The sequence below is a fragment of the Caloranaerobacter ferrireducens genome, from assembly GCF_001730685.1.
GTDB lineage: Bacteria > Bacillota > Clostridia > Tissierellales > Thermohalobacteraceae > Caloranaerobacter > Caloranaerobacter ferrireducens.
This window is the reverse complement of record NZ_MDJR01000004.1, coordinates 51,282-71,839: the sequence shown is the minus strand read 5'-3', so window position 1 is coordinate 71,839 and position 20,558 is coordinate 51,282. Positions and strand designations below refer to the sequence as shown.

20 protein-coding genes and 2 riboswitches are annotated in these 20,558 nt (G+C 31.9%); of the genes, 18 read left to right on the top strand and 2 right to left on the bottom strand.

Going from position 1 to position 20,558, the window contains the following annotated elements:
• Window positions 1-268 precede the first annotated feature (268 nt).
• Entirely contained in the window at window positions 269-550 is a 282-nt protein-coding gene (locus BFN48_RS07625; RefSeq protein ID WP_069650307.1) for a co-chaperone GroES, read from the top strand.
• Window positions 551-718: 168 nt separating this feature from the next.
• A complete protein-coding gene (gene groL, locus BFN48_RS07620; RefSeq protein ID WP_069650306.1) occupies window positions 719-2,347 on the top strand; it encodes a chaperonin GroEL in 1,629 nt (542 codons plus the stop codon).
• A gap of 149 nt (window positions 2,348-2,496) precedes the next feature.
• On the opposite strand, the gene BFN48_RS07615 is transcribed toward groL, so the two are convergent.
• Together BFN48_RS07615 and BFN48_RS07610 are read right to left on the bottom strand one after the other, a co-directional pair.
• Complete coding sequence (locus BFN48_RS07615) at window positions 2,497-2,763, bottom strand: spore coat protein (protein ID WP_054871369.1); 267 nt, start codon at window positions 2,761-2,763, stop codon at window positions 2,497-2,499.
• A gap of 211 nt (window positions 2,764-2,974) precedes the next feature.
• Window positions 2,975-3,181, bottom strand: coding sequence for a hypothetical protein (locus BFN48_RS07610; protein WP_069650305.1), 207 nt, complete (start codon window positions 3,179-3,181; stop codon window positions 2,975-2,977).
• A 328-nt stretch (window positions 3,182-3,509) separates the two neighbouring features.
• Here BFN48_RS07610 and larC point away from each other — a divergent pair, with 328 nt between their 5' ends.
• From larC to purH, 16 genes are all read left to right on the top strand, one after another.
• Window positions 3,510-4,244: a nickel pincer cofactor biosynthesis protein LarC gene (larC, locus tag BFN48_RS07605; protein WP_069650304.1), complete on the top strand. Its 735-nt coding sequence runs from the start codon at window positions 3,510-3,512 to the stop codon at window positions 4,242-4,244.
• Window positions 4,245-4,766: 522 nt separating this feature from the next.
• A complete protein-coding gene (locus BFN48_RS07600; RefSeq protein WP_069650303.1) occupies window positions 4,767-5,309 on the top strand; it encodes a DUF6973 domain-containing protein in 543 nt (180 codons plus the stop codon).
• Complete coding sequence (locus BFN48_RS12140; protein ID WP_083238854.1) at window positions 5,306-5,506, top strand: DUF6973 domain-containing protein; 201 nt, start codon at window positions 5,306-5,308, stop codon at window positions 5,504-5,506. Before BFN48_RS07600 ends, BFN48_RS12140 begins: the two co-directional genes overlap by 4 nt.
• On the top strand, window positions 5,506-5,760 hold the full coding sequence (locus BFN48_RS07595) for a hypothetical protein (protein ID WP_069650302.1): 255 nt from the start codon (window positions 5,506-5,508) through the stop codon (window positions 5,758-5,760). The genes BFN48_RS12140 and BFN48_RS07595 overlap by 1 nt, the downstream gene beginning before the upstream one ends.
• A gap of 108 nt (window positions 5,761-5,868) precedes the next feature.
• Window positions 5,869-5,970: riboswitch (purine riboswitch) on the top strand.
• 114 nt (window positions 5,971-6,084) lie between these two features.
• The gene (gene guaB / locus BFN48_RS07590) at window positions 6,085-7,539 is read left to right on the top strand and encodes an IMP dehydrogenase (RefSeq protein ID WP_069650301.1); all 1,455 of its coding nucleotides are present in this window, start codon (window positions 6,085-6,087) and stop codon (window positions 7,537-7,539) included.
• Window positions 7,540-7,676: 137 nt separating this feature from the next.
• Complete coding sequence (guaA, locus tag BFN48_RS07585; RefSeq protein WP_069650300.1) at window positions 7,677-9,206, top strand: glutamine-hydrolyzing GMP synthase; 1,530 nt, start codon at window positions 7,677-7,679, stop codon at window positions 9,204-9,206.
• Window positions 9,207-9,305: 99 nt separating this feature from the next.
• Window positions 9,306-9,407: riboswitch (purine riboswitch) on the top strand.
• A gap of 184 nt (window positions 9,408-9,591) precedes the next feature.
• The gene (locus BFN48_RS07580) at window positions 9,592-10,917 is read left to right on the top strand and encodes an NCS2 family permease (protein ID WP_069650299.1); all 1,326 of its coding nucleotides are present in this window, start codon (window positions 9,592-9,594) and stop codon (window positions 10,915-10,917) included.
• 218 nt (window positions 10,918-11,135) lie between these two features.
• Window positions 11,136-11,633, top strand: coding sequence for a 5-(carboxyamino)imidazole ribonucleotide mutase (gene purE / locus BFN48_RS07575; protein ID WP_069650298.1), 498 nt, complete (start codon window positions 11,136-11,138; stop codon window positions 11,631-11,633).
• 208 nt (window positions 11,634-11,841) lie between these two features.
• On the top strand, window positions 11,842-12,549 hold the full coding sequence (gene purC / locus BFN48_RS07570) for a phosphoribosylaminoimidazolesuccinocarboxamide synthase (RefSeq protein ID WP_069650297.1): 708 nt from the start codon (window positions 11,842-11,844) through the stop codon (window positions 12,547-12,549).
• The gene (purS, locus tag BFN48_RS07565) at window positions 12,549-12,794 is read left to right on the top strand and encodes a phosphoribosylformylglycinamidine synthase subunit PurS (RefSeq protein ID WP_207644711.1); all 246 of its coding nucleotides are present in this window, start codon (window positions 12,549-12,551) and stop codon (window positions 12,792-12,794) included. Before purC ends, purS begins: the two co-directional genes overlap by 1 nt.
• A 2-nt stretch (window positions 12,795-12,796) precedes the next feature.
• Window positions 12,797-13,501, top strand: coding sequence for a phosphoribosylformylglycinamidine synthase subunit PurQ (gene purQ / locus BFN48_RS07560; RefSeq protein WP_069650295.1), 705 nt, complete (start codon window positions 12,797-12,799; stop codon window positions 13,499-13,501).
• Window positions 13,501-15,702, top strand: a complete 2,202-nt coding sequence (gene purL / locus BFN48_RS07555) for a phosphoribosylformylglycinamidine synthase subunit PurL (protein WP_069650420.1) — start codon at window positions 13,501-13,503, stop codon at window positions 15,700-15,702. The genes purQ and purL overlap by 1 nt, the downstream gene beginning before the upstream one ends.
• On the top strand, window positions 15,687-17,075 hold the full coding sequence (gene purF, locus BFN48_RS07550) for an amidophosphoribosyltransferase (protein ID WP_069650294.1): 1,389 nt from the start codon (window positions 15,687-15,689) through the stop codon (window positions 17,073-17,075). The genes purL and purF overlap by 16 nt, the downstream gene beginning before the upstream one ends.
• A 103-nt stretch (window positions 17,076-17,178) precedes the next feature.
• Window positions 17,179-18,222 (top strand): phosphoribosylformylglycinamidine cyclo-ligase, encoded by a 1,044-nt coding sequence (gene purM / locus BFN48_RS07545; protein ID WP_069650293.1) that lies wholly within the window; start codon window positions 17,179-17,181, stop codon window positions 18,220-18,222.
• Window positions 18,210-18,836 carry a phosphoribosylglycinamide formyltransferase gene (gene purN, locus BFN48_RS07540; protein WP_069650292.1) on the top strand — a complete coding sequence of 209 codons (627 nt, stop codon included), beginning with the start codon at window positions 18,210-18,212 and terminating at the stop codon, window positions 18,834-18,836. The genes purM and purN overlap by 13 nt, the downstream gene beginning before the upstream one ends.
• Window positions 18,837-18,959: 123 nt before the next feature.
• Window positions 18,960-20,492 carry a bifunctional phosphoribosylaminoimidazolecarboxamide formyltransferase/IMP cyclohydrolase gene (gene purH / locus BFN48_RS07535; protein WP_069650291.1) on the top strand — a complete coding sequence of 511 codons (1,533 nt, stop codon included), beginning with the start codon at window positions 18,960-18,962 and terminating at the stop codon, window positions 20,490-20,492.
• Window positions 20,493-20,558 lie beyond the last annotated feature (66 nt).

Sequence of the window (20,558 nt, the reverse complement as noted above, 5' to 3'; positions counted from 1 at the left end):
CGAACGACGAATATGGCAATTTGTTCCTTTTCTCTGGCAATTAGCGATTTATGTAGTAAATAAACGCAAAACAAAGAAAATAGAATAAATATTAAAATAAACGAGTATAATCGCCTATAGTTCAAAAAAATAGAGAGTGAAAGTGTTTGCCTACATAAAATCTATTTTATAACATATATTTGTAAACATTAGCACTCGATAGTGGTGAGTGCTAACAACCGAGAAAGTAATATTATTTAATATAAATTATGATAAGGAGGGTTATAAGATGAAAATTAAACCATTAGGCGACAGAGTGGTTATTAAGAAAATCGAGGTTGAAGAAAAAACTAAAAGCGGTATCGTTTTACCAAGTTCAGCTAAAGAGCAGCCTCAAATGGCAGAAGTAATAGCTGTAGGACCTGGTATTGCTAATGATGAGAAGAAAAAAGAAGAATTAAAAGTGGGAGATAAGGTAATATTCTCAAAATATGCTGGTACAGAAGTTAAGGTAGATGGTGAAGAATATACTATCTTAAAATTAGTAGATATTTTAGCTGTAATTGAATAGACGCTGGGATAAAGAAATGTAAAATTGAAAATGTAAAATGTAAAATTGTTTTGGCTATTTGCTTTTCGCTACTTTCTTTTCGAAAATCGAATAGCGAATTACGAGTAGCGAATAGTGAGAAGTGAAAGACGGTTTTATGTTAAAAAAAGAAAAAGGAGGTAATTTAAGATGGCGAAGGAAATAAAATTTAGTGAAGAAGCTCGTCGTGCAATGGAAAGAGGTATAAATAAATTAGCAGATACTGTTAAAGTGACTTTAGGACCAAAAGGAAGAAATGTTGTTTTAGATAAAAAGTTTGGTTCACCACTTATCACAAATGATGGTGTTACAATAGCTCGTGAAATTGAGTTAAAAGATCCATATGAGAACATGGGAGCTCAATTAGTTAAAGAAGTTGCTACAAAAACTAATGATGTTGCTGGAGATGGTACTACAACAGCTACATTATTAGCTCAAGCTATTATAAGAGAAGGATTAAAAAATGTAGCTGCTGGTGCTAATCCAATGTTAATTAAGAAAGGTATACATAAAGCAGTAGATGCTGCAGTAGAAGAACTTAAAGCTTTATCAAAGCAAGTTGAAGGTAAAGAAGCTATAGCTCAAGTTGCTTCAATTTCAGCAGCTGATGAAGAAATTGGAAAATTAATTGCTGAAGCTATGGAGAAAGTAGGAAAAGATGGCGTTATTACAGTTGAAGAATCAAAGTCAATGGGAACTACATTAGAAGTAGTTGAAGGTATGCAATTTGATAGAGGATATTTATCACCATATATGGTAACTGATGCAGAAAAGATGGAAGCTGTATTAGATGATCCATACATCTTAATCACAGATAGAAAGATATCAAATGTACAAGATCTATTACCAGTATTAGAACAAATTGTACAACAAGGAAAGCAGTTATTAATAATAGCAGAAGATGTAGAGGGAGAAGCTTTAGCTACATTAGTTGTTAATAAATTAAGAGGTACATTCACTTGTGTAGCTGTTAAAGCTCCAGGATTTGGTGATAGAAGAAAAGAAATGTTAAGAGATATTGCTATCATAACTGGTGGAGAAGTTATTTCAGAAGAGTTAGGATATGACTTAAAAGAAGCTACAATTGAAATGTTAGGTAGAGCTAGCAGAGTAAAAGTTGATAAAGAAAATACTACAATTGTAGGTGGAGCAGGTTCAGAAGAAGCTATTAAAGATAGAATTAAACAAATTAAGATTCAAATTGAAGAAACAACTTCAGATTTTGATAGAGAGAAATTACAAGAAAGATTAGCTAAATTATCAGGTGGAGTTGCTGTTATCCAAGTTGGTGCAGCTACTGAAACTGAATTAAAAGAGAAGAAATTAAGAATAGAAGATGCTTTAGCTGCAACAAGAGCAGCAGTTGAAGAAGGTATAGTTCCTGGTGGTGGAACTGCATTAATCAACGTAATTCCTGCAGTTGAAAAAGTACTTGAAACTGAGACAGGAGATGTTAAGACAGGTGTAGATATAATAAGAAGAGCTTTAGAAGAACCAGTAAGACAAATTGCCGCAAATGCTGGTTTAGAAGGTTCAGTTATAGTTGAAAAAGTTAAATCAAGCGAAAAAGGTATAGGATTTGATGCATTAAATGAAAGATATGTAAATATGATTGAAGCTGGTATAGTAGACCCAACTAAAGTTACAAGATCAGCTCTTCAAAATGCTGCATCAGTAGCAGCAATGGTATTAACTACTGAAGCTGTAGTAGCAGATAAAGAAGAAGAAAAAGATATGGGAATGGGTGGCGGAATGCCAGGCGGAATGCCAATGATGTAATGAAAACCTCCGGTTTTTTGCCGGAGGTTTTTTATAATTTATAGGAAATTATATTCCTTATTGAATTGTAGATAATTTAAGATATAATTTCCGTAATGGATTTCAAAAAAATCATCCTTAATTTAAGTTTTTTTAAATCGAAGATTTTTTTATTGTATAGATTGAAATTTTTCTACTGTATTAAGTAAATCTGATTCGCTTACCAAACGGCTTCGATTCCATCCTCTTTCATCCATTATCTTATATATTGTATATTGAATATCTTGAATATCATTTAGACATTCAGATAGTATTTTCCTTAAAACTGGGCAAGTTGATTCAACAATTGTATTGTTATAAGAAATTGCTAATTCTTTTTCCGATAAGACTAAGTCATTTAATATTTCTTGTTCTGATAAATTATTAATAATGTACATGAGGCATGCCTCCTTTTATGTGAGTTGCCAGTTAACAGAGAACAGGAAATTGTAAAATTTAAAATTGAAAATTAAGACTTAAAGAATAACTGATACCTGAAAACTGTTAGTTGTCAGCCAATATTTTTTTATCTATCGACTATTGATTGTTGACTGTCAACCGTTAACTAATTCTAAATTTTACATTTTCAATTTTTAATTTCTCTATCGATTATCGACTATCGACTAAATAACTAAGTACTTTCTTATAATTTTTCTTATGTCTCTTACTGGCGTTGTAGCATAAGTTTTTAAGTTCACTATCATAACACATTTCTGCATAATTTAAGTATTTTTTATATAGCAGTTTCTCTTGCTTTAATTGCTCTTCGATTAATGAAAGTGTTTTATAATCTAACTTAGAATTAAAATTTGCCATGGCAATACCTCCAATTTTTAATAAATCGATATTCGTTATTCGCTTTTCGTCTTTCGAATATCGAACAGCGAATGACGAACGACGAATTAATTTCATTCATTATTAGTATTTTACTTATAAAAAAATATATAGCATGAAAAAAAGAGATAGCAAACAATAAAATAGTTTAAATTGAAAAAAAGGGAAAAAGTAAGATATAATTTACTTTGATGGAATAACGATTGATAAAGTCAAAAGTCTTGTGAAAAACTGAGACTTTTGTTTTTAATAATTTCACGAACAGCGAATGATGAAAGACGATAAACGATTTTAAAAATGAGGTGATTAAATGAAAAAAATGTTATATTTTGACTGTTTATCTGGTATAAGTGGAGATATGATTATCGGAGCTTTATTAGATTTAGGTATAAACAAAGACGATTTTTTAAAAGAATTAAAAAAGATTAATATTGAAGGCTTTTCGATAAATATTGAAAAAAAGAAAAAGAAAGGTATAGCGGGAACGGATTTTGATGTAATATTGACTGGTTCTTTAAAGGATAATAAGAGAAATTTATTTGATATTATTAAGCTGATAGAAGATAGCGAACTTGATATAAAGATTAAAGAAATGAGTAAAAAAATATTTAAATTAATAGCTGAAGCTGAAAGTAAAATACATAATAGACCAATAGAGAGGGTATATTTTCATGAGGTAGGAGCTATAGATTCAATAATTGATATTGTCGGTGCGTGTATTTGCATAAATATGCTTAAAGTAGACAAAATATTATCATCCTATATACATGTCGGAACAGGTCTTATGGATTATAGATATGGTAAATTACCTATACCTGCTCCTGCAACATTAGAAATATTAAAAGGAGTACCTATATATAGTACAGGAATAAGGAGCGAACTAGTTACTCCTACTGGTGCTGCCATAATAAAAAGTATTGCAGAAGATTTTGTTTCATTACCTAGAATAAGTATTGAGAAAATTGGGTATGGATTAGGTAAGAGGGATACGGAACTTTTAGGGTCTTTAAGAGTTATATATGGAGATAGTGTAAAATTATCGTGAGAAAGTGTTATTTAAGATAAAATAAAAAACTGTACGGATTGAGTATAGTTTAGTTATTTTGCTTGTTATTTAAGGATAAGTGGCGTGCTTTAATTAAGCACGCTGCTTAAAAAAGATTTCTTCCAGCATGTTAAGTATACCTCTATCACTTTTTTAAAACGTAAATTTTTTAAGTTTATTATGTTCTTGTTTTTAGAAAGACCTTTAGGATGTCTATAAACTTTTTAGTTTTGCTTTTAGTTAAAGCAATATCTTTATCTTTTTTATTACGTTTAGGTTTAACGATGGATATTTAATTCTTCTTTATATTATCATTAGAGTAATATTTTAAAAAATATGATATTAAGACTACATTATTACAAAATAATTACATTTAAAAAAATAATTGACATTTCATATATTATATATATATAATTTATATCGTATAACACATCATTATTATTAAATAATATTAGTTTTTTTTAACAATTGTAGAGTTCTGTAATTAACTATAATAATTAAAAATTAAGAGGGGGATGACAAATGAGACATCTAAAAACTTTCTTTATTGTTTTTGTATGTGTGTTAACTATCTTGACAGGAGTATCTACAGTTTTTGCGACATCTAATATTGAAAAAATTAGTCCAAGTCATGTTTATGATGAGATCAATTATGGAAAACTTCTAAAATTAGAAGATGTTGAATATTTTATGGGGAAATTGAATGATTATATTAAACAAAATCCAGATGCAACTAATGAAGAATTAAATCGATTTCTTAAAGCTGAAATGCGTAAAAAATACTTAAATAAAAATATTAAAGTTAATGAAGTTATAGCTTATTCAAATTATCCAGCACCAGTTGATTTGAATCCAGAAGAACAAAAGTTATATAATGAAAATCCTACTAAAGGGTTGAAAGCAATATGGCAGGGCAAAAAAGCATTTAATGAGGCAAATGAAAGATATTCTTCTGGGTTACATAATGGGAATGGAGATGCTTTTAGACATGCTTATTGGAATGCTTTAATGGTTAAACATATTGATTATGTTGGGCTTATAGATGGGCAACAGCGCATGAAATAGGAGCATCCGGTCAACCTGAAATTGAAAAAGAAATGGATTTATATAATAATAAAATAGGAAGAATAATTGGCAGTAGAAATAAATCTAAATCAGATAACAGTTTAGCAGATATTGTACAGCAAGATGTCAGAAATGGTAGAATGAGAAGAATTGTTAAAGAGAAATTAGTAAAAACTAATTCGGATGGTGAAAGGTAGTGTTGAAAAAAACTTCAATAGTTAATGTGATTTTATTTATTGCTGTTATCATATTAAAAATATTTTATGTAAGCAGGCTGAATTATAGTATTGGATTAGTTTTAAATAGTGAGAAGCTAAAAAATATAACTGCAACTCTTTTTGGGACGAATATAATTGGATATTCTGAATATTATGTTAATGACTTTGTTATGTATATATTAATTATTGGTTTGGTTTTTAATATATATGTTGCAATAAAAAAAGATAAGTAAAAGAGGTATCTTTGGAGATACCTCTTTTTTCTAATTCAAACAAGATACACAATTTTCTATATAAATTAATCTTGACAACTCTATAAATTTCTGTTAACTTAAAAAGAAAACTAAATAGCGGCTGTCACTCATATAATTTCTGGAATATGGCCAGAAAGTCTCTACCAGACAACCGTAAATTGTCTGACTATGAGTGGGATTTTGTATTAAACCTAGCTATATTTGTAGCTATGGTGTAGTTTTTGTACCCAAAACACAAATTCCACTCAGGAGTTTGTGTTTTTTTGTTTTCATTGTCTAATAATAAATTGGGGAGGAATTTTAATGGAAAAGTTTTTAAAAGAAGGATTAACATTTGATGATGTTCTTTTAATACCAGCTAAATCTGAGATACTGCCTAAAGAAGTAAGTGTTGAAACTTATCTTACAAGAAAAATCAAGCTTAATATTCCTATAATGAGTGCGGGTATGGATACGGTTACGGAATCTAGGTTGGCTATAGCTATTGCAAGAGAAGGTGGAATCGGTATTATTCATAAAAATATGTCTATAGAAAGTCAGGCTATGGAAGTAGATAAAGTTAAGAGGTCAGAGCACGGAGTTATAACTAATCCTTTTTATCTTTCACCGGAGCATAATGTATCGGACGCATTAGAACTTATGGAAAGGTATCATATATCTGGCGTACCAATAACTGACGAAAATAAAAAATTAGTAGGGATTATAACAAACAGAGACATTAGATTTGAAACTGATACAAGTAAAAAAATCAAAGAAGTTATGACTAAAGATAACCTTGTTACAGCTAAAAAAGGGATTTCTATGGAAGAAGCTCAGGAATTAATGAAAAAATATAAAATAGAAAAGCTTCCATTAATCGATGATGATGGAAGATTAGCAGGATTAATTACAATCAAAGATATTGAAAAATCTATAGAATATCCAAATTCTGCTAAGGATAGTAAGGGTAGATTATTAGTTGGAGCAGCAGTTGGAGTTACAAAAGATATGCTTGATAGGGTTAAAGCATTGGTAGATGCACAGGTAGATGTTGTTGTTATAGATACAGCACATGGTCATTCTAAAGGGGTTCTTGAAGCTGTAAGCAAGATAAAAGATAAATTTCCTGAACTTCAGTTAATAGCTGGAAATGTTGCAACTGCAGAGGCTACTGAAGATTTGATAAAGGCTGGTGCGGATGCTGTTAAAGTAGGTATAGGGCCTGGTTCAATATGTACAACAAGAGTTGTAGCTGGTGTAGGAGTACCTCAGATTACAGCTATTTATGATTGTGCACAAGCGGCAAAGAAATACAATGTTCCTATTATAGGAGATGGAGGTATTAAATATTCTGGAGATATAGTTAAGGCTATAGCTGCAGGAGCAGATGTAGTTATGATGGGATCTTTATTTGCAGGAACTGAAGAAAGTCCAGGAGAAACTGTGTTATATCAAGGTAGGAGATTTAAAGTATACAGAGGTATGGGCTCGATGGGAGCTATGGCTTCTGGAAGTAAAGATAGATATTTCCAAGAAGATAGTAAAAAACTAGTACCAGAAGGTGTAGAAGGAAGAGTTCCATATAAGGGACCACTTAAAGATACTATATTCCAATTAGTTGGTGGGCTTAAGGCAGGAATGGGTTATTGTGGTACACCAACAATCAAAGAGTTACAGGAAAGAGGACAATTCATAAGGATAACTCAGGCTGGTTTGATTGAAAGTCATCCTCATGATATACAAATTACAAAAGAAGCACCTAATTATAGTAGGAGATAGATATTAGGTGCTAGGTACTTGGTACTGGGTACTAGCATTGGCTATTCGCTTTTCGTTTCTCGACAATCGAATAGCGAGTAGCGAAAAGCGAATGACGAATATCAAATGACGAATAGTGAGAAAACGGAGGTAGTATGATGAAGAACGATTTAATTTTAATACTTGATTTTGGGGGCCAATATAGTCAATTAATAGCTAGAAGAGTAAGGGAAGCAAATGTATATTGTGAAATAGTACCTTATGATTATGATATTGAAAAAATAAAAGCTAAATCTCCAAAAGGAATTATTTTTTCAGGAGGACCTGCTAGTGTTTATGCATCAGATTCTCCAAAATGCAAGCAAGGAGTTTTTGGTTTAAATGTACCAATTTTAGGAATTTGTTATGGTGGTCAGTTGATAGCACAAGTTTTTGGTGGAGAAGTGAGTAAAGCTGATTCTAGAGAATATGGAAAGACTAAATTAGAAATTATCGATAATGGTGATTTATTTAAAGGTTTAGAAGAAAGTATAACATGCTGGATGAGTCATACTGATTTTATTGAAAAACTTCCTGAAGGTTTTAAAGTTATAGCAAGCACAGATTCTTGTCCTGTTGCAGCAATGAAAAATGAAGATAAAATTTTTGCAGTTCAGTTTCATCCAGAAGTAGAACATACTCAAAGAGGTAGAGATATAATTAAAAATTTCATATATAACATTTGTAAGTGTGAGCCTAATTGGACTATGGAGGATTTTATCAGCCAATCTATTAGAGAAATAAAGGAGAAAATAGGAGACAAAAAAGCTATATGTGCATTGTCAGGAGGAGTAGATTCTTCTGTTGCAGCAGTATTAGTTCATAAAGCGATTGGACATAATCTTACTTGTATTTTTGTTGATCATGGTTTGCTTAGAAAAGATGAAGGGGATCAGGTAGAGAAAATATTTAGAGAAAAATTCAATATGAATCTAATAAGAGTTAATGCAAAGGATAGATTTTTAAATAAGCTTAAAGGGGTAACAGATCCAGAGAAAAAAAGAAAGATAATAGGAGAGGAATTTATTAGAGTTTTTGAAGAAGAGAAAAGTAAGCTTGGGAAAGTCGATTATCTCGTTCAAGGTACAATATATCCAGATGTTATAGAGAGTGGAACTGATAAAGCTTCTGTTATAAAGAGTCATCACAATGTAGGTGGACTTCCTGAAGATGTCGATTTTGAAATAATAGAACCTTTGAGATTATTATTTAAAGATGAAGTGAGAGATGTTGGAAGGAAGCTTTGCATTCCAGATGAAATAGTAAATAGGCAACCTTTCCCTGGACCTGGATTGGCTATAAGAGTTCTAGGAGAAATAACTGAAGAAAAATTAGAAATAGTTCGTGAAGCTGATTGGATATTTAGGCAAGAGATTAAGAAAAATGGACTTGATAAAAAGATTTGGCAGTACTTTGCTGTTCTACCAGACGTAAAAAGTGTAGGAGTTATGGGAGATGAAAGAACATATAGTCATTTGATAGTGTTAAGAGCGGTAACTAGTACAGATGGAATGACAGCAGATTGGGCTAAAATACCATTTGATGTATTAGAGGAAATATCAAATAAGATAGTTAATAATGTAGAAAATGTAAACAGAGTAGTATACGATATAACATCTAAACCACCTGGAACCATCGAATGGGAATAAAAAATGTTCGTATTATAACAAACTTTATTTTTATTAATTATATTTAATATTCGCAAAATGTATTGACTTATATATTTTAATTTGTTATTATTAGCTTAGGAAAATAAAATATTTACCACTCATATAATCCCTGGAATATGGCTGGGGAGTTTCTACCAGGCAACCGTAAATTGCCTGACTATGAGTGAAAGTGTACCTAGGGTTCCGAAAAACTTACTTTTATGTAATGTTTTTGTCTGGTCCGAGCGGTACAGGTATTACTATGTGTAATATCACACCGAGGGGACAAAAGCCCGGTCGGGTAGGTTTCACTTATAGCGTAAACCTACCCTGACTGGGCTTAAATTATTTTTAAGCAATAATAATAATTAAGGAGGGGCTAGTAATGGATAAGTTCTTTAAACTAACAGAAAACAACACAAACATCAGAACAGAGATTACAGCAGGTATAACAACTTTTATGACAATGGCCTACATACTTATAGTTAATCCATTGACTTTATCTGCAACTGGGATGGATTTTGGAGCATTATTTACTGCAACCGCTTTATCAGCTATTGCTGCAACATTAGTAATGGCTTTATATGCAAATTATCCTTTTGCTTTAGCACCAGGTATGGGGTTAAATGCATTCTTTGCTTATACAGTTGTTTTAGGAATGGGATATTCATGGAAATTCGCACTGACAGCAGTATTTTTAGAAGGAATTATATTTATTATATTAACATTTTTAAACATTCGTGAAGCAATTATAAATTGTATTCCATTAAATATAAAACATGCTGTTTCAGTGGGAATTGGTTTATTTATAGCTTTTATAGGTCTAGTTAATGCAGGAATTGTTAAAACTGGTATGTTTCATGTTGGAAACGATAAATTAGGTGGAATAATAGTTAAATTAGGGGATATAACAAGTGGAGCACCTTTATTGGCACTTATAGGTTTAGTAATTACAGGTATTTTATTAGCTAGAAATGTAAAGGGTGCATTATTAATAGGTATTGTTGTTACTACGATAATAGGTATACCTATGGGTGTAACACAGTTACCTGAAGGAATGAAATTTATAAGTATGCCTCCTTCAATAGCACCTATAGCATTTAAATTTGATTTTTCAAATATTTTTAGTTTAGATATGTTAATAGTTTTATTTACATTCTTATTTGTTGATATGTTTGATACTGTTGGTACTTTGGTAGGAGTTGCATCTAAGGCAGATATGCTTGATAAGGAAGGTAAACTACCTAGAGCAAAACAGGCTCTATTTGCAGATGCTGTAGGTACTACTGTTGGAGCTATTTTAGGGACAAGCACTGTTACAACTTATGTAGAAAGTGCATCAGGAGTAGCTGAAGGTGGTAGAACAGGCTTAACAGCATTAACAACTGCAGGTATGTTTGCAATAGCCTTATTATTCTCACCATTATTTATAATGATTCCAAGTGCTGCTACTGCACCAGCTTTAATATTGGTTGGTTTATTCATGATGTCACCAATTAAAAGAATAGATTTAGAAGATTTTACAGAAGCAATTCCAGCATTCTTGACAATAATAATGATGCCATTAACTTATAGTATTGCTGAAGGTATAGTATTTGGTATAATTTCTTACATTTTACTAAAACTATTAACAGGTAAAGGAGAGCAAGTTTCACCTATAATGTATATTTTAGGAATATTGTTTGTATTAAAGTTTATAATGCCACACTAATGAGTGTGAGGGGTCAGCTTAGTAGTAAAAGTCCGGAATAAAGTATTATCATTTCGGACTTTTATGTTTATGACTTGGTACTGGGTACTAGGTACTGGGTATACTAGTAGCGGAGAACTAATTCTCTGCTACAGGTGGTATGATATGCTGCAGAGATATCGAATATCGAAAAACGAATCACGAATAGCGAATGACGATAATTAAAAGGAGGTTTTGAAATGAAAGTAGCTGTGGTAATGGGAAGTGACTCAGACTTTCCAATAGTTTCAAAAGCGTTAGAAATATTAGATAGGTTCGGGATAGAGAGGGAAGTAAGAGTATTATCGGCTCACAGAACACCGTATAAAGCCTTAGAATTTGCAAAAAATGCAGAAAACAATGGATTTGACTTGATAATTGCAGCGGCAGGAAAAGCAGCTCATCTTCCTGGTGTTTTAGCAGCAGTAACTATTTTACCTGTTATTGGTTTACCAATTAAATCATCAACATTAGATGGTATGGATTCTTTATTATCAATTGTTCAGATGCCAAAAGGTATACCAGTTGCAACTGTAGCTATTAATGGAGCAGAAAATGCAGGATTATTAGCAGTTGAAATATTGTCACTAAAATATACAGAATTAAAGGATAAGCTAAGAGAGTACAGAGAAGAAATGAAAAGAATTGTCGAAGAGAAGGATAAGAAGGTGTTGGGTACTGGGAATATAGAAATGTAAAATTGAAAATGTAAAATGTAGAATTTAGTAAATAGTTGATAGTGAATGGAGAACAGAGAACAGATGACAGGGACAGGGATTAAAAAATTAAAAACAGAGAACAGGGGACTGGCAACTGTTCCTTGGCAACTGGTAACTAGTATTATCCTGTCCCCTGTTCCCTGGTAACTGGCAACTGATTTTATTAAAAAAATTAGGAGGGTTTAGAATGAAAAAAGAATTTGTTTATGAAGGTAAGGCGAAAAGAGTTTATAAAACTGATGATGAAAAAGTATATTTGATTGAATACAAGGATGATGCAACAGCATTTAACGGAGAAAAGAAAGGAATAATAGAAAACAAAGGTATTATAAACAATAAAATGTCAGCAATGCTTTTTAAATTATTAGAGAATGCTGGAATAGAAACACATTTTGTTAGATTAATAGACGAAAGACAGATGCTTGTTAAAGCTGTAGAAATTGTACCAATAGAAGTTATTGTTAGAAATGTTGCAGCAGGTTCTTTAGCAAAAAGACTTGGGTTTAAAGAAGGAACACAGTTAGAAACTACAGTTCTTGAATTTTGTTATAAAAATGATGAATTAGGTGATCCATTAATTAATGATTATCATATACAAGCATTAAAACTTGCAGATAAGGAAGAATTAGAAGCTATAAAGGAAAAGGCATTAAAAATAAACGAGATATTAGTGGATTTTTTCGAAAAGGTTGGTTTAAGACTTATAGATTTTAAATTGGAGTTTGGAAGATATGATGGTAGAATTATCTTAGCTGATGAAATATCACCAGATACATGCAGATTATGGGATAAAGAAACAAATCAAAAAATGGATAAAGATAGGTTTAGAAAAGATTTAGGTAAGGTAAAGGACGCTTATAGAGAAGTATTAAGGAGAGTAGAGGAGGTTTTATAATGAAGGCAGTAGTTTATGTAACTTTAAAGAAAGGCATTTCAGACCCTCAAGGTAATGCAGTTAAAGAAGCATTAAATTCTTTAGGTTATAAAGAAGTTGACAAAGTAAGAATAGGAAAGATAATTGAGCTTGAACTTGAAGATATAAAAAGAGAAGAAGCTGAAAGCAAGATAAAAGAGATGTGTGAGAAATTATTGGCTAATACAGTTATGGAAAAGTACAGTTTTGAGATACTGGAGGGTTAAAAATGAAATTTGGAGTTGTTGTTTTCCCAGGTTCTAATTGTGATATAGACTGTTATAAAGTGTTATCAAATGTTCTTAAGAAGGATGTAGATTATATTTGGCATGATACAGAAAATATAGAAGAATATGATGTGATAATTTTGCCAGGAGGTTTTTCATACGGCGATTATTTAAGATGTGGAGCGATAGCGAGATTTTCTAAAATCATGGATAGTGTAGTTAAACATGCTAATAAAGGGAAATTAGTAATAGGAATTTGTAATGGGTTTCAGATATTAACAGAGGTAGGATTACTTCCTGGAGCACTTATAAGAAACAATAATCTTAAGTTTATATGTAAAACTGTTCCTATTAGAATTGAAAACAATACTACACCTTTTACTTTAAATTATAAAGAAGGTCAAGTTATTAATATACCTATAGCTCATGGTGAAGGTAATTATTTTATTGATGAAGAAGGTCTAGCTGAACTTGAAAAGAACAATCAAATTGTTTTTAGATATTGCAGTAAAGAAGGTTTGATAGATGATAAGTCAAATCCGAATGGTTCTGTAAATAGTATTGCAGGAATATGCAATAAAGCAGGTAATGTATTGGGGATGATGCCTCATCCTGAGAGGGCTTCAGAAATACTGTTAGGAAATGAAGACGGATTAGCTCTATTTAAATCCATGATAGATTATTTAGAGAGGGGACATTTCAAGTGATGAATAATAAGCCTTGGAAAAGTGTAGGACTTACTAAGGAAGAGTATGATAAAATATTAGAAATTCTAGGTAGAGAACCTAATAATTTAGAGTTAAATATGTATGGCGTTATGTGGTCTGAACATTGCAGTTACAAGAATTCAAGAGCACTTTTTAAGCATTTTCTGACTTCAAATGAAAGAGTACTTCAAGGGCCTGGTGAAAATGCTGGAATTATTGATATAGGAGATAATAAGGCTGTAGCAATGAAAATAGAAAGCCACAATCACCCTTCTGCAGTAGAGCCTTATCAAGGAGCTGCAACTGGTGTTGGAGGAATTATTAGAGATATTTTTGCAATGGGAGCAAGACCGATAGCACTTCTAAATTCTCTAAGATTTGGAGAAATAGAAGATGATGACTGGATGAGATATTTATTTAGTGGAGTAGTTTCAGGAATTGGAGGATATGGAAACTGTATCGGCATTCCAACAGTAGGTGGAGAAGTATATTTTAATAAATCATACAAAGGTAATCCTTTAGTAAATGCTATGTGTATCGGAGTTATTGAGCACGATAAAATTCACAGAGGAACTGCAGCAGGTGTTGGAAATTTAGTTATGTATGTAGGAGCATCTACTGGGAGAGATGGGATAGGAGGAGCGAGTTTTGCTTCTGTAGAATTGACTGAAGAAACAGCAGAGCAGAGGTCTGCAGTTCAAGTCGGAGACCCATTTATGGAAAAACTGTTATTAGAAGCTTGTCTTGAACTTTTAGATACAGATTATGTTGTCGGCATACAGGATTTAGGAGCTGCTGGATTAACATCAGCATGTAGTGAAATGGCTTCTAGAGGTAATTCAGGAATGATTGTAGATGTATCTTTAGTTCCTAGAAGAGAAGAAGGAATGCTGCCTGTAGAAGTAATGATATCAGAATCACAAGAAAGAATGCTTCTTGTTATAAAAAAAGGTGCAGAAGAAAAGGTTAAAAAGATATTCGATAAATGGGGACTTCATTCAGCTGTTATAGGAAAAGTTACAGATGATGGAATGTTAACTATTATGGAAAATGGGGAAATTGTTGGTAGAGTACCTGCAAAATCTTTAGCCGATGAGGCACCAAAATATTACAGAGAATATAAAAAGCCAGAATATATAGATAAAAAGAGAATTCTTTCGGTAGATGAACTAAAGGAAGTAAACGATTTAAATGAAGTATTATTTAAAATGCTTAGTTCTACAAATTTATGTAGTAGAGAATGGGTTTATAATCAATATGATTATCAGGTAAGAACTAATACGGTAGTAACTCCTGGAGCAGATGCAGCTGTAATTAGAGTTGATGGAACGAATAAAGCTATAGCTGCTACGACAGATTGTAATAGTAGATATTGTTATTTGAATCCTAGAAGAGGTGCTCAGATTGCAGTTGCTGAAGCGGCTAGAAATATTGTTGTAACTGGTGGAAAACCTTTAGCAGTTACTGATGGACTTAATTTTGGAAATCCAGAGAAACCAGATAGATTCTGGCAGTTTAGAGAGAGCATTTTAGGTATAAGTGAAGCTTGCAAGAAGTTTAATACTCCAGTTGTAAGTGGTAATGTAAGTTTTTATAATGAAACTCCAGAAAATGCTATTTACCCAACTCCAATAATAGGAATGGTAGGGCTTATAGAGGATTTAGATAAAGTTATGACCATAGGTTTTAAAGATGAAGGCGATATTGTTGTACTTTTAGGTTTAACTAAGGAAGAAATTGGTGCAAGTGAGTATTTAAAGGTAATTCATGGTTTAGAATTAGGTGAAGTACCAGAAATAGATTTAGATTTAGAAAAAAGATTACAAGATTTATGTCTTGAGCTTATAGATAAAAAACTTATAAAGTCAGCTCATGATTTGAGTGAGGGAGGATTAGCACTAGCATTATGTGAATGTTGCTCTAAGGGTAATTTAGGAGCTGAAATTTCAGTTAATACAACTTTTAGAGAAGATATATATTTATTCTCAGAAAGTCAATCAAGAATATTGATATCTTTAGATGTGAATAATGTAGACAAATTAAAAGAATTATGTAATCAATACGAAATTCCATTTGCAGTATTAGGAAAAACTATAAAAGATAAATTATCAATAAAAGTTAACGGCAAATTGGCAATTGATATTAAGGTAGAAGATGTTACAAATAAACTAAGGAGTGTATTGCCATGTATAATGGGCTAGCATGTAGTGATAAGTTGAATGAGGAATGTGGCATAGTTGGAGTATATTCAAATAAGTTAAAAGACGTTTCTAAGATTGCTTATTTTGGTTTATATTCGCTGCAGCATAGAGGTCAGGAAAGCTGTGGTATTGCTGTTAATGATAAAGGTGAAATCAGATACTGTAAAGGCATGGGATTGGTATCAGAGGTATTTGATGATGATATTTTGAAAAATCTTGAGGGCAATATAAGTATAGGGCATGTTAGATATTCTACAACAGGAGAAAGTAGAGCTTCAAATGCTCAGCCTTTAGTAGTTAAGTATAAAAATGGAGATATTGCATTGGCCCATAATGGCAATTTAGTGAATGCTCAAGCTATAAGAGAAATATTAGAAGAAGAAGGTGTTGTATTTCAAACAACTATAGATACTGAAGTAATAGTTAATTTAATAGCAAGATATCATAAATCGGGTATTGAAAATGCAATAAAAAAGGTTATGGAACTTATTAGAGGTTCTTATGCATTAGTTTTGACTATGGGAGACATGTTAATAGGAGTAAGAGATCCATACGGGATAAGGCCTTTATGTATAGGAAAATTAAAAGATGGTTTTGTTATTGCATCAGAAAGCTGTGCGTTAGACACTGTCGGTGCTGAGTTAATTAGAGATGTAGAGCCGGGAGAAATTATTATCATTGATGAAAAGGGTATGAGAGGCATACCGTATGATAAATGGTGTAAAAGGAGTTTATGTATTTTTGAGTTAATCTATTTTGCTAGACCTGATAGTGTAATGGACGGAACTAGCGTCTATCTTGCTAGAAAGGAAGCGGGTAGGATTCTTGCTAGAGAATCTGAAGCTAACGGAGATATAGTTATATCTGTTCCAGATTCAGGTACGGCAGCTGCAATAGGATTTTCAGAAGAGTCGGGAATACCTTTTAGCGAAGGGTTAATAAAAAATAGATATGTCGGAAGAACTTTTATTAAGCCTAGTCAAGAGTTAAGAGAGCAGGGAGTAAGACTTAAGCTTAACGTAGTAAAGGAAAATATAAAGGGAAAGAGGGTTATTTTAGTAGATGATTCTATAGTTAGAGGGACTACTATAAGAAGAATTGTAGATATTTTAAAATCAGCTGGAGCTAAAGAAGTGCATGTAAGAATAAGTTCGCCTCCAGTTAAGTTCCCTTGCTTCTTTGGAATAGATACTCCTGAGAGAAAACAACTTATAGGTGCTAAGAATACTACTGAAGATATTAGAAAATTGATAAATGCAGATAGTTTAAGTTATTTATCTATTGAAGGTCTTATAAAAACTACAGGCAAAAACAGAGGATTTTGTTTAGCTTGTTTTAATGGTGATTATCCTATGGAGGTACCGTTAGATTAGGTACTGGTTATTCGTCATTCGCTTTTCGCTGTTTGTATTTCGAATAGTAAAACGAATAGCGAACGACGAACGACCAATGACGATAATTAAAGGAGGTGCTTATATGAGCACTAAAGGTATTACTTATAAAGATGCGGGTGTTGATATTAAAGCTGGATATGAAGCGGTTAATTTGATTAAAGAACATGTAAAGAGAACTTATACTAAGGGTGTTATGTCAAGTATAGGAGGCTTTAGTGGTCTTTTTAAAATAGATACAGATAAATACAAGGAGCCTATTTTAGTATCAGGTACAGATGGGGTAGGAACTAAATTAAAAGTTGCTTATATGATGGATAAGCACGATACGATTGGAGAAGATTGTGTTGCAATGTGTGTAAACGATATATTGTGCCAAGGTGCAAAGCCTTTATTTTTTCTTGATTATATTGGGACATATAAGATAGAGCCTACAGTTATTTCAAAAATAGTTGAAGGAGTAGCGAATGGCTGCGTAAAGGCTGGATGTGCTTTGATAGGTGGAGAAACTGCTGAAATGCCTGGTGTTTACAGTAAAGGTGAATATGATTTAGTTGGATTTGCAGTAGGTATAGTAGATAAAGATAAAATTATTGGCGGCTCTAGTATTTCTGAAGGAGATGTTTTGATAGGATTACCATCTAACGGCCTTCATAGTAACGGTTTTTCTTTAGTTAGAAAGTTATTTTTTGAAATAGAAAAATTTGGTATTAATCAGTATGTAGAGGAATTAGGAATGACTTTGGGTGAAGAATTATTAAAACCTACTCGTATATATGCAGATATAATTGAAAAGATTTTAGATAAATACGTTGTAAAAGGAATGAGTCATATTACAGGTGGAGGATTTTATGAAAATATACCAAGAATGCTTCCTGAAGGTCTTGTTGCAGATATAGATGTTAAAGGCGTAGATATACCAGTTATTTTTAAATTAATTGAAAAATTAGGAAAGATCAATAAAAAAGAAATGTATTCTACTTTTAATATGGGAATTGGAATGGTTATAGTTGTAGATAAAAAAGATGAAGATAAAGTACTAAATTATTTAAATAGTATTGGAGAAAGAGCTTATTTAATAGGAGAGATAAAAAAGGGAGAAGGTGGCATTAGAATATGTCATCAGTAAATATCGGTGTCTTAATTTCAGGAAGCGGTACTAATCTTGAGGCTTTGATTAAGAGTGTAGAAAAAGGGTATATAAATGGAAAAATAAAGGTTGTAATTTCTAATAGAGAGGACGCTTATGGACTTGTAAGAGCAAGAAAGAATTCCATAGAAGCTTTATATATAAATAGGAAGGAATTTAATAGCGATATAGAATTTGATTTAAAAATTTTAGATGAACTAAAGAAGCATCAAGTTGAATTGGTAGTATTAGCAGGATATTTAAAAGTGTTGAGTAAAGAATTTGTTAATCATTATAAAAATAGAATTATTAACATACATCCTTCTTTAATTCCGAGCTTTTGCGGAAAAGGGTATTATGGGGAAAGAGTTCATAGAGCAGTATTAGAGTATGGAGTTAAAATAACAGGTGCTACTGTTCATTTCGTTGATGAAGGAGCAGATACAGGTCCTATTATATTACAAGAAGCTGTTGCTGTAGATGATAATGATACTATAGATACGCTTAAAGAAAAAGTATTGAAGATAGAACATAAGCTTTTGCCAATGGCAGTGAAATTGTTTTGTGAAAACAAATTAGAAGTTGTAGGCAGAAAGGTAGTGATTAGGTACTAGGTACTTGGTGCTAGGTACTGGTTATTCGTCATTCGCTGTTCGTTTAATAAAAAGTGAATGTCGAAAAGCGAATTGCGAAAGACGAATACCGAACGACGAACTAAAAGAGGGAGGTATTTTACTTTGAAAAGAGCACTTATTAGCGTATATGATAAGACCGGTATAGTAAAATTTTCAAGAAAGTTAAAGGAATTAGGTTGGGAAATTATATCGACTGGTGGAACAAGAAAAAAACTTGCCGAAAATGGAATAGAAACTATAGATATTTCAGATGTAACAGGTTCTCCTGAATGTCTTGATGGAAGAGTAAAGACTTTACATCCTAAAATTCATGGAGGGTTATTAGCGATAAGAGATAATGATGAGCATATTAAAACTTTAAAAGAGCTTGAAATAAATTGTATAGACATGGTTGTTAATAATCTATATCCATTTAAAGAAACGGTAAGTAAACTTAACGTAACTCATGAAGAGATAATAGAGAATATTGATATAGGTGGCCCATCTATGCTTAGAGCAGCAGCTAAAAACTATAAATATGTTACAGTTATTATAGATCCTAATGATTACGATAAAGTAATAGAAGAATTAAAGGAAAATAAAGACATAAGTTTAAAAACTAAAGAATATCTTGCTGCTAAAGTATTTCAATATACAAGTCATTATGATGCATTAATATCAGAGTATTTTAATAGAAGAGCCAATATAGAGATGCCAGATTTAATTACTTTAACATTTAAGAAAAAGCAAGATTTAAGATATGGAGAAAATCCTCATCAAAAAGCAGCATTTTATACTGATATATATTCAATAAAAGGAACTCTTCAAGAGGCGAAACAACTTCATGGAAAAGAATTATCTTTTAATAACATAAACGATACAAATGGTGCGTTAGAGATTTTGAAGGAATTTGAAGAACCGACTGTAGTTGCTGTAAAACATACTAACCCATGTGGTATAGGTAGTGGTAATACTATTAGTGAAGCATTTAAAAAAGCATATGAAGGAGATAAAATGTCAATATTTGGTGGAATTATTGCAGCTAATAGGGAAATTGATAGAGAAACTGCCGAGATGATAAATAAGATTTTTATAGAAGTAGTGATAGCTCCTTCGTATACTACTGAAGCTTTGGAAGTACTTACTTCTAAGAAAAATATTAGGATACTGGTTTTACCTGAAATTACTGCAAGAGAAGAAAGAGGATATGATATTAAAAGAGTACTGGGTGGAATACTAATTCAAGACAGAAATACTAAGCTTATGCAAGATGAACTTAAATTTGTAACAGAGAGAAAACCTACTGAAAAAGAATTAGAAGATTTATTATTTGCTTGGAAGGCGGTAAAGAATGTCAAATCTAATGCAATTGTATTAGCTAAGAATAAAGGAACTGTTGCTATTGGTCCTGGCCAGGTTAATAGAATATGGGCATTAGAGAATGCTATAAAACAAGGTGAAAGTCGAGTGAAAAATAGTGTAATGGCATCTGATGCGTTTTTCCCATTTCCTGATTGTGTAGAAACAGCTTTTAAAGCAGGAATAACTGCAATTATTCAGCCTGGTGGTTCGATTAGAGATAAAGAGTCTATTGAAGCAGCAAACAAATATGGTATAGCTATGATATTTACAGGTATAAGACATTTTAAGCATTAATTTTGGGTACTGGGTACTTGGTACTAGGTACTAGAAATGTAAAATTAATTCGTCATTCGCTATTGG

Coding starts and splice junctions, on each gene's coding strand:
- purC (WP_069650297.1), top strand. CDS start 11,842: ATGAAAAAAGAATTTGTTTATGAAGGTAAGGCGAAAAGAGTTTATAAA.
- BFN48_RS07625 (WP_069650307.1), top strand. CDS start 269: ATGAAAATTAAACCATTAGGCGACAGAGTGGTTATTAAGAAAATCGAG.
- purS (WP_207644711.1), top strand. CDS start 12,549: ATGAAGGCAGTAGTTTATGTAACTTTAAAGAAAGGCATTTCAGACCCT.
- guaB (WP_069650301.1), top strand. CDS start 6,085: ATGGAAAAGTTTTTAAAAGAAGGATTAACATTTGATGATGTTCTTTTA.
- BFN48_RS07610 (WP_069650305.1), bottom strand. CDS start 3,181: ATGGCAAATTTTAATTCTAAGTTAGATTATAAAACACTTTCATTAATC.
- BFN48_RS07600 (WP_069650303.1), top strand. CDS start 4,767: ATGAGACATCTAAAAACTTTCTTTATTGTTTTTGTATGTGTGTTAACT.
- purF (WP_069650294.1), top strand. CDS start 15,687: ATGTATAATGGGCTAGCATGTAGTGATAAGTTGAATGAGGAATGTGGC.
- purN (WP_069650292.1), top strand. CDS start 18,210: ATGTCATCAGTAAATATCGGTGTCTTAATTTCAGGAAGCGGTACTAAT.
- purQ (WP_069650295.1), top strand. CDS start 12,797: ATGAAATTTGGAGTTGTTGTTTTCCCAGGTTCTAATTGTGATATAGAC.
- BFN48_RS07580 (WP_069650299.1), top strand. CDS start 9,592: ATGGATAAGTTCTTTAAACTAACAGAAAACAACACAAACATCAGAACA.
- guaA (WP_069650300.1), top strand. CDS start 7,677: ATGAAGAACGATTTAATTTTAATACTTGATTTTGGGGGCCAATATAGT.
- purM (WP_069650293.1), top strand. CDS start 17,179: ATGAGCACTAAAGGTATTACTTATAAAGATGCGGGTGTTGATATTAAA.
- larC (WP_069650304.1), top strand. CDS start 3,510: ATGAAAAAAATGTTATATTTTGACTGTTTATCTGGTATAAGTGGAGAT.
- BFN48_RS07615 (WP_054871369.1), bottom strand. CDS start 2,763: ATGTACATTATTAATAATTTATCAGAACAAGAAATATTAAATGACTTA.
- purL (WP_069650420.1), top strand. CDS start 13,501: ATGAATAATAAGCCTTGGAAAAGTGTAGGACTTACTAAGGAAGAGTAT.
- groL (WP_069650306.1), top strand. CDS start 719: ATGGCGAAGGAAATAAAATTTAGTGAAGAAGCTCGTCGTGCAATGGAA.
- purE (WP_069650298.1), top strand. CDS start 11,136: ATGAAAGTAGCTGTGGTAATGGGAAGTGACTCAGACTTTCCAATAGTT.